13 protein-coding genes are annotated in these 13154 nt (G+C 65.6%); 6 read left to right on the top strand and 7 right to left on the bottom strand.

Annotated features, from left to right (window positions below):
- Window positions 1-18 precede the first annotated feature (18 nt).
- Window positions 19-450, bottom strand: coding sequence for a DUF2069 domain-containing protein (locus ACREXZ_RS10220; RefSeq protein ID WP_431763927.1), 432 nt, complete (start codon window positions 448-450; stop codon window positions 19-21).
- Entirely contained in the window at window positions 447-1049 is a 603-nt protein-coding gene (wrbA, locus tag ACREXZ_RS10215; protein ID WP_431763926.1) for an NAD(P)H:quinone oxidoreductase, read from the bottom strand. Before wrbA ends, ACREXZ_RS10220 begins: the two co-directional genes overlap by 4 nt.
- 154 nt (window positions 1050-1203) lie before the next feature.
- Here wrbA and ACREXZ_RS10210 point away from each other — a divergent pair, with 154 nt between their 5' ends.
- Window positions 1204-2484, top strand: coding sequence for a YihY family inner membrane protein (locus ACREXZ_RS10210; protein ID WP_431763974.1), 1281 nt, complete (start codon window positions 1204-1206; stop codon window positions 2482-2484).
- A 108-nt stretch (window positions 2485-2592) separates the two neighbouring features.
- Here the strand turns inward: ACREXZ_RS10210 and ACREXZ_RS10205 are convergent, their stop codons facing one another.
- The 3 genes from ACREXZ_RS10205 to ACREXZ_RS10195 all read right to left on the bottom strand — a co-directional run bounded on the left by ACREXZ_RS10205 (window position 2593) and on the right by ACREXZ_RS10195 (window position 5164).
- Window positions 2593-2913, bottom strand: coding sequence for an Mpo1-like protein (locus ACREXZ_RS10205; protein ID WP_431763925.1), 321 nt, complete (start codon window positions 2911-2913; stop codon window positions 2593-2595).
- Window positions 2914-3014: 101 nt separating this feature from the next.
- The gene (locus tag ACREXZ_RS10200) at window positions 3015-3860 is read right to left on the bottom strand and encodes an alpha/beta fold hydrolase (protein WP_431763924.1); all 846 of its coding nucleotides are present in this window, start codon (window positions 3858-3860) and stop codon (window positions 3015-3017) included.
- On the bottom strand, window positions 3857-5164 hold the full coding sequence (locus ACREXZ_RS10195; RefSeq protein WP_431763923.1) for an O-acetylhomoserine aminocarboxypropyltransferase: 1308 nt from the start codon (window positions 5162-5164) through the stop codon (window positions 3857-3859). The genes ACREXZ_RS10200 and ACREXZ_RS10195 overlap by 4 nt, the downstream gene beginning before the upstream one ends.
- A gap of 330 nt (window positions 5165-5494) precedes the next feature.
- Between ACREXZ_RS10195 and ACREXZ_RS10190 the strand changes: the two genes are divergently transcribed.
- The 3 genes from ACREXZ_RS10190 (at window position 5495) to aroC (ending at window position 9364) form a co-directional block, all read left to right on the top strand.
- Window positions 5495-5953, top strand: coding sequence for a CBS domain-containing protein (locus ACREXZ_RS10190; protein ID WP_431763922.1), 459 nt, complete (start codon window positions 5495-5497; stop codon window positions 5951-5953).
- Window positions 5954-6164: 211 nt separating this feature from the next.
- Window positions 6165-8120, top strand: a complete 1956-nt coding sequence (locus ACREXZ_RS10185) for an MFS transporter (RefSeq protein ID WP_431763921.1) — start codon at window positions 6165-6167, stop codon at window positions 8118-8120.
- Window positions 8121-8263: 143 nt separating this feature from the next.
- Window positions 8264-9364: a chorismate synthase gene (gene aroC / locus ACREXZ_RS10180; RefSeq protein WP_431763920.1), complete on the top strand. Its 1101-nt coding sequence runs from the start codon at window positions 8264-8266 to the stop codon at window positions 9362-9364.
- A gap of 80 nt (window positions 9365-9444) precedes the next feature.
- Here the strand turns inward: aroC and ACREXZ_RS10175 are convergent, their stop codons facing one another.
- Window positions 9445-11118, bottom strand: coding sequence for a 4Fe-4S dicluster domain-containing protein (locus ACREXZ_RS10175; RefSeq protein WP_431763919.1), 1674 nt, complete (start codon window positions 11116-11118; stop codon window positions 9445-9447).
- Window positions 11119-11305: 187 nt separating this feature from the next.
- On the opposite strand from ACREXZ_RS10175, the gene ACREXZ_RS10170 reads away from it, so the two are divergent.
- Together ACREXZ_RS10170 and ACREXZ_RS10165 are read left to right on the top strand one after the other, a co-directional pair.
- Complete coding sequence (locus ACREXZ_RS10170; protein ID WP_431763918.1) at window positions 11306-12085, top strand: SDR family oxidoreductase; 780 nt, start codon at window positions 11306-11308, stop codon at window positions 12083-12085.
- A 52-nt stretch (window positions 12086-12137) separates the two neighbouring features.
- Window positions 12138-12569, top strand: a complete 432-nt coding sequence (locus ACREXZ_RS10165; protein WP_431763973.1) for an acyl-CoA thioesterase — start codon at window positions 12138-12140, stop codon at window positions 12567-12569.
- 27 nt (window positions 12570-12596) lie between these two features.
- On the opposite strand, the gene ACREXZ_RS10160 is transcribed toward ACREXZ_RS10165, so the two are convergent.
- The gene (locus tag ACREXZ_RS10160) at window positions 12597-13142 is read right to left on the bottom strand and encodes a LuxR C-terminal-related transcriptional regulator (RefSeq protein WP_431763917.1); all 546 of its coding nucleotides are present in this window, start codon (window positions 13140-13142) and stop codon (window positions 12597-12599) included.
- Window positions 13143-13154 lie beyond the last annotated feature (12 nt).

Here is a 13154-nt window from a genome sequence, read left to right as displayed (position 1 = left end):
GCACGCGGCGTGTTTTACTCACGGGCGTGAGAGTTGATGTTGACGCGCGCGTTTCGCGGCACGCTTGAACGGCGCGACGTAGGCGAGCGCCGCGACGAAGAAGACGAAGGCGAGCGCCACCTCGATCCAGCCGAGGGTCGCGCTGAAACCCGGGTCCGACATGCCGCGCACGATGCCTTCGGCGAGATACAGCAGCACGAGCATCGATGCCCATTGCAGCGTGTACAGCCGGCGTCGCAGCACGCCATTGAGCGCGCACAGCAGCGGTACCGCCTTCAGCACGAGCAGCGAACCGCCCGGACGCAGCGGCGCGAGCCGCCATTCCCACGCGATGCACAGTGCGATCAGGGCGAGCAGCGCGATGGATGCGACCGTGGCAACGCTACGATTGCCGGCGACCGGCACGGAGGACGGCACGCTCGCGGGAGCCGACGCGCGCGGCGCGTTCATGGCTGCTCGCCCAGTGCAGCGGCCGTGCGCGCGATGCGTGTGCCGAGCGCGACGGCGAGCGTTTTTTCGTCGGCGGACAGGCCTTGTTGCGAGGACGCGGCGCGCGCGAAGTGCGACGCGCCGTACGGCGTGCCGCCGGTCAGCGTCGCGGTGAGCGCGCTCTCGGTGTACGGCAGGCCGACGATCAGCATCCCGTGATGCAGCAGCGGCAGCATCATCGACAGCAGCGTCGATTCCTGGCCGCCGTGCAGACTGCCCGTCGACGTGAATACGCACGCGGGTTTGCCGGCGAGTGCGCCGGACAGCCATTGCGGTGTCGTGCCGTCGAGGAAATATTTGAGCGGTGCGGCCATGTTGCCGAAGCGGGTCGGCGAGCCGAGTGCGAGGCCCGCGCATTCTTCGAGGTCGCGCAGTTCGACGTACGGTGGTCCCTCGTCGGGGATGTCCGGCTGGGTGGCTTCGCAGACCGTCGAAACGGGCGGTACCGTACGAACGCGCGCCTGCATGCCAGCCACGCTGTCGACGCCCTGCGCGATCGCGAGCGCGAGTTCGCGGGTGGCGCCGTAGCGGCTGTAGTAGAGCACGAGGATGTCTTTCATAGGCCTTGTCGGTGAGCGGTTATTATAGGGGTTAGGCTTCGTGCAGGGCCTGGAGCAAGGCTGCGCGGCCGATGCGGCGTGCAGGTTGACGCGCACTTCACAGTAAGGAAGGAGGAAGGTTTTGTCGTTGTCCAGAGTGCGTATCGATCTCGACATGCTCAAGCGTCTCGCGCATTTCGCCGCGCAGCGCAGCGGCGAAGATCGCATTCCCCAGGTGGCGGGCAGTCTGACGTTCACCACGATGCTGTCGCTCGTACCGCTGGCGACGGTCGCGTTCGCGCTGTTCACCGCGTTTCCGATTTTCTCGTCGTTCCAGGCGTCGCTGCAGGGCTTTCTGGCCGATCACCTGATGCCCGCGCAGTTCAACAGCCAGATCTTCCGCTATCTGAACCAGTTCGCGGCGAAGGCGAAGAGCCTCACCACACTCGGGATGATCGTGCTGGTGGTCACGTCGGTGATGACGATGATGACCGTCGAGTCCGCGTTCAACGTGATCTGGCGTGTGCGCAAGGCGCGGCCGTTCGCGCAGCGCGTGCTCGTTTACTGGGCGATCCTGACGCTCGGGCCGATCCTGATCGGCGTGAGCCTGTCGATGTCGTCGTATCTGTTCACGCAGTCGATGACCTTCCACGCCGCGCAGCGCATCACGCCGGTGATCGAGTGGGCGCTGACCGGCGCCACGCTGCCGCTGACTATTCTCGCGTTCACGATGCTCTACGTGTATCTGCCGAACTGTCGTGTCGAGTGGCGCGATGCGGTGGTCGGCGGAATCTGCGCGGCGATCGCATTCGAAATGGCGAAGCGCGGCTTCGGCTATTACATCCGCCGCATTCCGACCTACACGGCCGTGTACGGCGCGTTCGCCGTCGTGCCGATGTTCCTGCTTTGGATGTACCTGACCTGGTTCATCACGCTGGCCGGCGCCATGATCGCGTCCGCGCTCCCGGCGATCCGCACCGGACAGTTCCACCGGCCGCAGTTTCCCGGCAGCGATCTGTTCGACGCGCTCGAACTGCTCGCGCGGCTCGCCGAAGCGCGCGACGCGGGCAGGCGGGGCTACCCCGTGCAGCGGCTCGCGCGGATGCTGCGCCGCGACCTCGACACGACGTCGCGGCTGCTGCAGGAACTGGAGGAGATCGAATGGGTGGGGCAGATCGAGGAGAACAGCGCGCAGCCGTGTTTCCTGCTGCTCGCGAATCCTGCACAGGTGACGGTCGAGCGGCTGTTCAGCCTGTTCGTGATCGATCGCGCGGAGCTGGAATATCAGCTCCATCTCGATTCGACGCGGGTCGACGGCGCGACGCTGCTCGGTGCGCTCGATAACGACAAGCTCAGTGTGTCGCTCGCGACGCTGCTGGCCGCGCGCGCCGCGGCGCGCGCACGGGCGGCGGAGGATGGGCACCGCGCGTCGGCGATGCCGCATCAGGCGGCGTGATTCCGTATCGTGTGGGGTGTTGTTGTGTGGCGACGCCGAAGGCAGCGGGCCACCCCGTGAAACGCGGCTCGAACGCGTCCGCCGTTCGTTGTCCGTCGCGCGCCTGAACTAAAGCGAAATCTTGCCGATGCAGATGTCCTTGAACATCACCCAGTCGCCCATCAGGCTGTAGATCGGGTGACGGAACGTGGCTGGCCGGTTTTTCTCGAAGAAAAAGTGGCCGACCCACGCGAAGCCGTAGCCGCACACGACCGCGACCGGCAGCCATAGCCAGTCGCCAGTGGCGAGCGCCATCGCGAGGCAGCCGATCACGCCCAGTGACCCGATGAAATGCAGCCGCCGCGATGTCCGGTTGCGATGCTCGTCGAGATAGAACGGATAAAACTCCGCGAAACTCGCGAAGTGGTCGGTATGTGTGGTTTGGCCCATGGTGGCCCCCTGTTCCGTTTCTGCTGCCAGACCATTGTGCTGCGATCGCCCGCGCCGCGCAACCAGGCCGTTCGGCCGATGGCGCACGGCCCCAGGCAGGGTTACCTTGATACCGTGGTGTTGAGCTCGGCGGTTCCCGATGCGAACGTGAACAGCGCGTCGAGCGTCGCGTCCGGCTGTTCGGTCATCAGCGCGTGACCGGCGTCGAGCGTGACGGTGTCCACTACGACGCCCGCAGCGGTGAGCGCGTCGGCCAGCGCGCGGGCCGCGCGTGGCGGCGTCATCGCATCGCGCCGCCCGATGACGAACCGCACCGGGCACCGAACCTGCGTCGCGCGGGCGATGCCGTCCGCATAGTCGTTGCAGGCTGTGAAATCGGTATGGAACAGACGCGCTTCGCCGGTCGCGGACACACGCTCCATCAGACGCTGGTTCATGCCGTGCAACCAGAAGCCGGGACCGGGGCTCGACGGCTTGGCCGCGATCGTCGAGTGCGACCACTGGTTCACCATCTCGATCGCATCGGGTTCGCGGTCGCGTGCCGCGTCGAGCAGCGTGGACGAAACGGTCATCGGCACGGCGGTGGCGAGCAGCGCGAGGCGGGTCGCGCGGTCGGGGTAGCGGGCGGCGAAATCGAGCGCGACGAGCGAGCCCATGCTGTGTCCCGCGACGAACACGCGCGGCACGTTCACGGCGTCGAGCAATGCCGCGAGCCAGTCGGCCATCGCGGCGATGCTGGTCAGCGCCGGGCCGGCGCTGCGATGGTGGCCCGGGAGGTCGGGCGCGAGCACGCCGAAGCCGTGATGCGCGAAGTAGCGGGTTTGCAGCGCCCACACGCTGTGGTCGTGTTCCGCGCCGTGCAGGAACACGGCGCACGGCAGCGCCGGGTCGAACGGTTTACCACCGGTGTAGACATAGGCCGGCGTGCCGTGGATGTCGACGATCATGCGGACTCCTTGGGCGCGGCGGCTTTCTGTGCGGCTTTGAGCGCGCGCTTCAGGTCGTCGATCAGGTCGTCGGGATCCTCGAGGCCGATCGACAGCCGGATCGTGCCTTCCGCGATGCCGGCGGCCGCGAGCGCGGCGGCGTCCATGCGGAAGTGCGTGGTCGAGGCGGGGTGAATGACGAGCGAGCGCGCATCGCCGACGTTCGCCAGATGCGAGAACAGCGACAGGCTTTCGATAAAGCGTCGCCCGGCCGCGCGGTCGCCGCGCAGGTTGAAGCTGAACACCGCGCCCGCGCCGCGCGGCAGCAGGCGCTTCGCGAGCGCGTGGTCCGGGTGCGATGCAAGCTCGGGGTAAGCCACCGATTCGACCGCCGCGTGCGCTGCGAGAAACTCGACCACTTTCCGCGTATTGGCAACGTGGCGTTCCATCCGCAGCGGCAGCGTCTCGATGCCCTGCAGCAGTTGCCACGCGGCCTGCGGATGCAGACACGCGCCGAAGTCACGTAGCCCTTCGCGTCGGGCGCGCAGCAGGAACGGCGCGACGGTGCTTTCCTCGGCGAAGACCATGCCGTGAAAGCCGTCGTAAGGCTCGGTGAATTCGGGGAAGCGGCCGGACGCGACGAAGTCGAACGTGCCGCCGTCCACCAGCACGCCGCCGATCGTGGTGCCGTGGCCGCCGAGGAATTTGGTCGCGGAGTGATAGACGAAATCGGCGCCGTGCGCGAACGGCTGCAGCAGGTACGGCGTCGTGAACGTCGAATCGACCAGCAGCGGCACGCGGTGTTCGTGCGCGATCTGCGCGACCGCGGCGATGTCGAGCACGTCGAGGCCCGGGTTGCCGAGCGTTTCGCCGAACAGCAGCCGTGTGTTTGGCCGCAGCGCGGCGCGCCAGCCGGCGAGATCGCCGGGCCGCACGAAGGTCGTCTCGATCCCGAAGCGGCGCAGCGTGTAGTGGAGCAGGTTGTGCGAGCCGCCGTACAGCGCGCCCGATGCGACAATGTGCGAGCCCGCGCCCATCAGCGTGGCGATCGCGAGATGCAGCGCGGCCTGGCCGCTCGCGGTGCCGATCGCGCCCGCGCCGTTCTCGAGGGCGGCGACGCGCTCCTCGAAGACGGCCACGGTGGGGTTGGAAATACGCGAATAGACGTGGCCCGCGCGCTCCATGTTGAACAGCGCCGCCGCGTGGTCGGTGTCGCGGAACGAGAACGACGTCGTCTGGTAGATTGGCGTCGCGCGTGCGCCGGTGGCGGGGTCGGGCGCCGCGCCGGCGTGCAGCGCGAGCGTGTCGAAACGGTTGGCGGACATGCTGGGCGGCGCAGCCGCGAGCGGCGTGCGCGAGAGGTGAAGGTGCCGGCCATCGTATCATCCGGCCTGCGCGCGGGCGGCGCTTTTTGGGGCGCTTCGGGAGGTCTTCCGGGCGCGGCTTCCCTACGGGCTGCGCCGCCGGCCCGTTGCCGGACGGGCTTCCGGCAGGCGCCGGTGCGCTTTCCGCATGCTTTCCTTTTGCGGGCCTTTCCGCTAGCATCGAAAGTCAGTCATGCCTCAGTTATGCAATACCGGCACCATCCGCAACTATCTTTGCATGGGACCAGAGTAAGCGCTGAATCGCCAGCTCTGATCGATAGGAGACAAATCATGCGAGTCAGCGACATTCTCAAGGTCAAGGGCAACACCCTTTTTACGGTCACGCCCGATACGTCGTTGCACGACGCAGTCAACGCGATGGCGGAGCACGACATCGGTTCGCTCGTCGTGATGGAATACGGCGATCTGGTCGGCATGCTGACGTTCCGCGAAATCATCCTGACGCTGCGCACGAACGGCGGCAGCGTCGGTTCGTCGACGATCCGCAAGGTGATGGACGATCATCCGATCACCTGCACGCCGGAAACCGACGTCAACGAAGTACGCCGCATGATGCTCGAACATCATGTGCGCTATCTGCCGGTGCTCGAAAGCCGCGCGCTGATGGGCGTGATCTCGTTCTACGACGTCGCGAAGGCGGTCGTCGAGGAACAGGGCTTCGAGAACCGCATGCTGAAAGCCTATATCCGCGACTGGCCGGAAGAGCAGGAGCCGCAGCAGGCGCGCTAGCCTCGCGAGGCGCCGCGATGCCGCGGCCGTCCGGTCGCTGTCGCCGTCGCTCGGTCGAGCAATTCAAGCAATCCGGGCGATACCAGGGCGTGCGCGAAAGCGCGCGCTTTTTTTGTGGGCGTCCGCTGGAGTGTGCGGCGCGCTTTCCCGCTCCGAACGCATCCGCGAGCGCATCCATTTTCACACGTGCGTTGCCGCAACTCCGACATCCATGAGCGACCGTCCGTCACCTCCTTCATCTCCGATACCCGCTGCCCGCCGTGCCGCCCGCGGCGATCACGCGCAGGAATCCCAGTTCCGCCTGCTGCGCGAGGGCCGCTTCGCGCCGTTCTTCTGGACGCAGTTCCTCGGCGCGATGAACGACAACGTGTTCAAGATCGGCTTCACGTCGCTCGTCACGTATCAGGCCGCGCGCTTTTCTGGCGTCGATCCGAAAACGGCCGCGTTCCTGATCTCAGCGATCTTCATCCTGCCGTTCGTGCTGTTCTCCGCCACGTCCGGCCAGATCGCCGACAAATACGACAAGGCCACGCTCACGCGTTTCGTGAAGACCTTCGAGATCGGCGTGATGCTGATCGGTGGCGCGGGCTTCTGGTTTCACAACGCGTCGCTGCTTTATCTCTGCACGTTCCTGATGGGCGTCCATTCGACGCTCTTCGGCCCGGTCAAATATTCGTACCTGCCGCAGCATCTGTCGAAGGCGGAACTGGTCGGCGGCAACGGCATGATCGAGATGGGCACGTTCGTCGCGATCCTGATCGGCACGATCGCGGGCGGCGCGGCCGCGGGGTTCGTCGAGCACGGCGCCGGGATACTCGCGGGGATGTGCGTGGTGATTGCGCTCGTGGGGCGCGCGGTGTCAATCCTCGTGCCGACGACGCCGGCTCCGCAGCCAGATCTGCGTATCAACTGGAATCCGGTCAGCGAGACGTGGCGCAACCTGAAACTCGCGCGCGAAGACCGCACGGTGTTCCTGAGCCTGCTCGGCATCTCGTGGCTGTGGTTCGTCGGCGCGACGTTCCTGTCGTCTTTCTTTCGTTTCGCGAAGGAGGTGCTGTCGGCGAATCCGGACGTCGTGACCGTGCTGCTCGCCACGTTCTCGATCGGCATCGGCGCGGGTTCGCTGATGTGCGAACGGCTGTCGAAGCATCGCATCGAAGTCGGCCTGGTGCCGCTCGGTTCGATCGGCATGAGCGTGTTCGCGATCGATCTCTTCTTCGCGAGCCACGCGCTGCCAGCCGCGCCGCATCTCCTCACGGTCGGTGAGTTTCTCGCGGTACCCGCGCACTGGCGCGTGCTCGCCGACTTGCTGCTGCTCGCGATGTTCGGTGGCCTCTACAGCGTGCCGCTGTACGCGCTGATCCAGAGCCGCAGCCAGCCGACGCATCGCGCGCGGATCATCGCCGCGAACAATATCCTCAATTCGCTGTTCATGATCGTGTCGTCGCTGATGGCGGTCGGGCTGACGTCGCTCGGTGTCGGCATTCCTGGCATCTTCCTCGCCACCGCGCTGCTGAACATCGTCGTCGCGACGTATATCTATTCGCTCGTGCCGGAGTTTCTGCTGCGCTTCGTCGCGTGGGTGCTGGTGCACACGTTCTACCGCATCCGCCTCGTGCACGCGGAGCGGATTCCGGAAGAGGGCGGGGCGGTGCTGGTCTGCAATCACGTCAGCTATGTCGACGCGATCGTCATCATGGCCGAGAGCCCGCGGCCGATCCGCTTCGTGATGGACCACCGGATTTTCCGTTCACCGTTCGCGGGCTGGGTGTTCCGTCATGCGAAGGCGATTCCGATCGCCCCCGCGCACGAAGACGAAGCGCTGCTCACGCGCGCTTACGAACGCTGCGCGCAGGCGCTCGCCGACGGCGATCTGGTGTGCATCTTCCCCGAAGGCAAGCTGACGAAGACCGGCGACATGAACCCGTTCCGTCACGGTGTGACCGAGATCATCCGCCGCTCGCCGGTGCCGGTCGTGCCGATGGCGCTGCGCGGGCTGTGGGGCAGCTATTTTTCGCGCAATACCGATGCCCGTGTGCCGCGGCCGATGCACAAGGGCGTGATGAGCCGGCTTACGCTGGCGGTCGGCGAGCCGTTGAGTCCGGAGGAAGCGACGCCGGAACGTCTGCAGGAGATCGTCGGCGAGTTGCGGGGCGCGCGGAAATAACGCACGCTTAACTGGCGCGTCGTACCTGCCGCTGCGCCGCCCGCGTAACGCCACGCGAGCCCACCGCTCGACATGCCGGCCGCCTCTGCGACAGGTGGGCTGGCATAATATCGCCTTCCCCGCATTTCTTTGGACTCTCTCTCATGTCCGGCAATACCCTCGGTACGCTCTTCACCGTCACGAGTTTCGGCGAGTCGCACGGACCGGCGATCGGCTGCGTGATCGACGGCTGTCCGCCCGGCATGACGCTGTCCGAAGCGGACATCCAGCTCGAACTCGATCGCCGCAAGCCGGGCACGTCGCGCCACGTGACGCAGCGCAAGGAAGAGGACAAGGTCGAGATCCTGTCGGGCGTGTTCGAAGGTCGCACCACTGGCGCGCCGATCACGCTCCTGATCCGCAACACCGACCAGCGCAGCAAGGACTACGGCAACATCGCCGACACGTTCCGTCCCGGTCACGCCGACTACACCTACTGGCAGAAGTACGGCATCCGCGACTATCGCGGCGGCGGCCGTTCGTCGGCGCGTCTGACAGCATCGACCGTCGCGGCCGGCGCTGTCGCGAAGAAGTGGCTGCGCGAACAGTTCGGCACCGAGATTCGCGCGTACATGGCTGCGCTCGGCGAGATCGACGTGCCGTTCGTCGACTGGTCGCACGTCGGCGAGAACCCGTTCTTCGCACCGAACGCGGACATCGTGCCGCAGCTCGAGGCGTACATGGACACGCTGCGCAAAGACGGCGATTCGATCGGCGCGCGCATCAACACGGTCGCGTCGGGTGTGCCGGTCGGGCTCGGCGAGCCGCTGTTCGATCGGCTCGACGCTGACATCGCGCACGCGATGATGGGCATCAACGCGGTGAAGGGCGTCGAGATCGGCGCGGGCTTCGCGAGCATCGCGCAGCGCGGCTCCGTACACGGCGATGAACTGACGCCCGAGGGCTTCGTCGGCAATCACGCGGGCGGCGTGCTCGGCGGCATTTCGACGGGGCAGGACATCACGGTGTCGATTGCGATCAAGCCGACGTCGAGCATCCGCACGCCGCGTCGCTCGATCGACCGGAACGGTCAGCCGGTCGTCGTCGAAACGTTCGGACGCCACGATCCGTGCGTCGGCATCCGCGCGACGCCGATCGCCGAAGCGATGCTGGCGCTGGTGCTGATCGATCACGCGCTGCGGCATCGCGCGCAGTGCGGCGATGTGACGGTCGCGACGCCGAAGATCGCGGCGAGCGCACCCTGAGCGGCCACAAAGCCGCCCAATGAGAAACGCCGCAATCAAGCGGCGTTTTTTTCATGCGGACGGCACTGAATGACGCCCCGTCACATATTCGGATAATTCGGACCGCCGCCGCCTTCCGGCGTGACCCACACGATGTTCTGCGTCGGGTCCTTGATGTCGCAGGTCTTGCAGTGCACGCAGTTCTGCGCGTTGATGACGAGGCGTTCGCTGCCGTCGTCGTTCTTCACGAACTCGTAGACTGCCGCAGGGCAGTAGCGGCTTTCCGGTCCCGCATAGGTGCGCAGGTTGACGTCCACCGGCACGCTCGGGTCCTTTAGCGTCAGGTGGGCCGGCTGGTTCTCCTCGTGATTCGTGTTCGAGATGAACACCGACGACAGCCGGTCGAACGTCAGCTTGCCGTCCGGCTTCGGGTACTCGATCGGCTTGCTCTGCGATGCCGGCTTCAGCATCTCGTGATCCCAATGCTGGTGATGCAGTGTCCACGGCACGTTGCCACCGAGCACCTTCTGCTCGATACCGACCATCAGCGTGCCGAGGTACAGGCCCTTGCTCATCCACTGCTTGAAATTGCGCGCGCGATTCAGCTCGGTATGGAGCCACGATGTCTTGAACGTTTCGGGGAACGCGACCAGTTCGTCCGACTGGCGGCCGGCCTGCACCGCGTCGAACGCGGCGTCGGCGGCGAGCATGCCGGTCTTGATCGCCGCGTGGCTGCCCTTGATCCGCGCGGCGTTCAGGAAGCCCGCGTCGTCGCCGACCAGCGCGCCGCCTGGAAACACCAGCTTCGGCAGCGACAGCAGACCGCCCGCGGTGATCGCCCGCGCGCCGTACGACACGCGCTTGCCGCCCTCGAGAAACGCGCGGATCGCCGGATGCGTCTTGTAGCGCTGGAATTCCTCGAACGGCGACAGATACGGATTCGTGTACCCCAGCCCGACGATGAAGCCGACCATCACCTGGTTGTTGTCGAGGTGATAGAGGAACGAGCCGCCGTACGTGTCGTTCTCGAGCGGCCAGCCGGCCGAGTGGATCACGAGTCCCGGCTTGTGCTTCGCGGGATCGATCTCCCACAGTTCCTTGATGCCGATGCCGTACGACTGCGGGTCGACGCCATCGCGCAGCTTGAAGCGCTCGGACAGCTGGCGGCCGAGATGGCCACGCGCGCCTTCGCAGAAGAGCGTGTACTTCGCGTGCAACTCCATGCCGAGCTGGAAGTTTTCGGTCGGCTCACCGTTCTTGCCGATACCCATGTTGCCGGTGGCGACGCCTTTGACCGAGCCGTCGTCGTTGTACAGCACTTCGGCGGCGGGGAAGCCCGGAAATATCTCGACGCCGAGCGCTTCGGCCTGCTGGCCCAGCCAGCGCGTTACGTTCGCGAGGCTGATTACGTAGTTGCCGTGGTTCTTGAAGTTGTCCGGCAGCGCCCAGTTCGGCACGGTCTTCGCGCCGGTTTCGGACAGGAACAGGAAGCGGTCCTCGGTCACTTCGACGTCGAGCGGCGCGCCCTTTTCTTTCCAGTCTGGAATCAGTTCGGTGAGCGCACGCGGGTCCATCACGGCGCCCGACAGGATGTGCGCCCCGATTTCCGAGCCCTTCTCGAGCACGCAGACCCCGATCTCGACGCCTTGCTCCTGCGCCCGCTGCTTCAGCCGGATCGCCGCAGACAGACCAGCCGGGCCGCCGCCGACGATTACGACGTCGTATTCCATCGATTCGCGCGGGCCGTACTGCTCAATGAGACTGGTGGGGGTCATCGGTGCTCCTCTTACCGTTAGAATGCTTTTTTCGGGTTCGTATTGTCAGCGAACGATACCTGAGCCGCAACCCGATGAGCAACGATTAGCACGATCGTTCCATTTATGTGATACGGTATTGCCGCGCGAAGTCGAAGCGCTTTGTGGCGGCTCCGTACCCGCTACCATCAACGAAAAGGGAACGACAATGGGCCGTTCGATCAATCTGGAAGGCAAGGTCGCGCTGATTACGGGCGCGTCGAGCGGTCTCGGCAAGCGCTTTGCGCAGGTGCTGTCGCAAGCGGGCGCGAAGGTCGTGCTGGCGAGCCGACGTACCGAACGTCTGAAGGAGCTGCGCGCCGAAATCGAGGCGTCCGGCGGCGCGGCACACGTCGTATCGCTCGACGTCACCGACTATCAGAGCATCAAGTCGGCCGTCGCGCATGCGGAAACGGAAGCGGGCACGATCGATATCCTCGTGAACAACTCCGGCGTGTCGACCACGCAGAAGCTGTGCGACGTCACACCCGCGGATTTCGAATACGTGTTCGACACGAACACGCGCGGCGCTTTCTTCGTCGCGCAGGAAGTCGCGAAACGGATGATCATGCGCAGCAACAACGGCGGCCAGAAGCCGGCGTACCGGATCATCAACATCGCGTCGATGGCCGGGCTGCGCGTGCTGCCGCAGATCGGGCTGTATTCGATGAGCAAGGCGGCTGTCGTCCATATGACGAAAGCGATGGCGCAGGAGTGGGGCCGGCACGGCATCAACGTGAACGCGATCTGCCCGGGCTATATCGATACCGAGATCAATCACCATCACTGGTCGACCGAGCAGGGACAGAAGCTGATGTCGATACTGCCGCGTCACCGGGTCGGCAAACCGGAAGATCTCGATGGCCTGCTGCTGCTGCTCGCCGCCGACGAGTCGCAGTTCATCAACGGCTCGATCATTGCCGCCGACGACGGTTTCGGTCTGGCCTGACGGGCCTGTAACACTGCTGTTTCAACGAGTAAGAAGAAGTGCAATGAGTACGATGAGCGATTACCACGCAGTTTTCGAGATGTCGATGCCGATCCGCTGGGGCGACATGGACGCGTTTGGCCACGTCAACAACACGGTCTATTTCCGCTACATGGAGCAGGTGCGGATCTCGTGGTTCGAACGGCTCGGCATCGCTGGCGGCAACGGCGAAGGGCAGGGGCCGGTGATCGTCAACGCGTCGATGGAGTTTCTGAAGCAGTTGCACTATCCCGGCGACGTGGTCGGCCGGATGAGCGTCGGCAAACCGGGCCGCAGCAGCTTCGATACCGGCTTCGAGCTGACCCGTGCCGACGATCCGGATACCGTCTACGCACGCGGCGCCGCGCGCTGCGTGTGGATCGACTATGCGGCCGGCAAGTCGGCGCCAATTCCCGATTTGCTGCGCACGACGATCGAGAACGCCACGCTCGTTAAGGCCGTCTGAATCGTCGCGCGGGATGCCTCCGCCGTGTCAATCGCCGAGCAGCCGCTGCAGTAGTTCGGTCGCGTTCCCCGTATCGTATTTGCGCATCAGCCGCGCGCGATAGACATCGACCGTGCGCGAACTGATGTCGAGCGCCCGGCCGATCTGCTTGCTCGTTTTTCCCGTCACCAGCTGCGCGGCGATCTCACGTTCGCGCGGCGTCAACTCCACCGCGACACGCCGTGTCGCGCTTAGATCCTCGAACGTCCAGACGCCGGCCGCATGTGGGTCGCGGCGGTTCAGCGAGCGTCCCGTCACGTGGCACCAGAACAGTTCGCCGTTTGCGCGCTTCATGATGCGGTCGTCCGCGTAGCTACCCTGCGCGGTCATGATCGGCGTGATGCGCGCGCCGATCCGGTCGAATTCGTCGGACGACGGGTACAGCACCTGGAACGACTGCCCGAGCAGCGACGCGCGCGTGCGGCCGAAGATCGCGGCGAGCTGGTCGTTGCAGTCCTCGATGATCCGTTCGCGCGACAGCACGAGCCCGATCGGCGCGAGGTGGAAGGCAGTCTGGTAGTCGAGGGCGGGCATGGCGCGACGGGC

Source organism: Paraburkholderia sp. (assembly GCF_050742655.1).
Classification (GTDB): Bacteria; Pseudomonadota; Gammaproteobacteria; order Burkholderiales; family Burkholderiaceae; genus Paraburkholderia.
Note: the sequence above shows the minus strand (reverse complement) of the source record. Positions and strands in the feature narration are given on the sequence as shown.

Coding starts and splice junctions, on each gene's coding strand:
- ACREXZ_RS10165 (WP_431763973.1), top strand. CDS start 12,138: ATGAGCGATTACCACGCAGTTTTCGAGATGTCGATGCCGATCCGCTGG.
- ACREXZ_RS10200 (WP_431763924.1), bottom strand. CDS start 3,860: ATGATCGTCGACATCCACGGCACGCCGGCCTATGTCTACACCGGTGGT.
- ACREXZ_RS10185 (WP_431763921.1), top strand. CDS start 6,165: ATGAGCGACCGTCCGTCACCTCCTTCATCTCCGATACCCGCTGCCCGC.
- ACREXZ_RS10160 (WP_431763917.1), bottom strand. CDS start 13,142: ATGCCCGCCCTCGACTACCAGACTGCCTTCCACCTCGCGCCGATCGGG.
- wrbA (WP_431763926.1), bottom strand. CDS start 1,049: ATGAAAGACATCCTCGTGCTCTACTACAGCCGCTACGGCGCCACCCGC.
- ACREXZ_RS10190 (WP_431763922.1), top strand. CDS start 5,495: ATGCGAGTCAGCGACATTCTCAAGGTCAAGGGCAACACCCTTTTTACG.
- ACREXZ_RS10210 (WP_431763974.1), top strand. CDS start 1,204: ATGCTCAAGCGTCTCGCGCATTTCGCCGCGCAGCGCAGCGGCGAAGAT.
- aroC (WP_431763920.1), top strand. CDS start 8,264: ATGTCCGGCAATACCCTCGGTACGCTCTTCACCGTCACGAGTTTCGGC.
- ACREXZ_RS10220 (WP_431763927.1), bottom strand. CDS start 450: ATGAACGCGCCGCGCGCGTCGGCTCCCGCGAGCGTGCCGTCCTCCGTG.
- ACREXZ_RS10170 (WP_431763918.1), top strand. CDS start 11,306: ATGGGCCGTTCGATCAATCTGGAAGGCAAGGTCGCGCTGATTACGGGC.
- ACREXZ_RS10195 (WP_431763923.1), bottom strand. CDS start 5,164: ATGTCCGCCAACCGTTTCGACACGCTCGCGCTGCACGCCGGCGCGGCG.
- ACREXZ_RS10175 (WP_431763919.1), bottom strand. CDS start 11,118: ATGACCCCCACCAGTCTCATTGAGCAGTACGGCCCGCGCGAATCGATG.
- ACREXZ_RS10205 (WP_431763925.1), bottom strand. CDS start 2,913: ATGGGCCAAACCACACATACCGACCACTTCGCGAGTTTCGCGGAGTTT.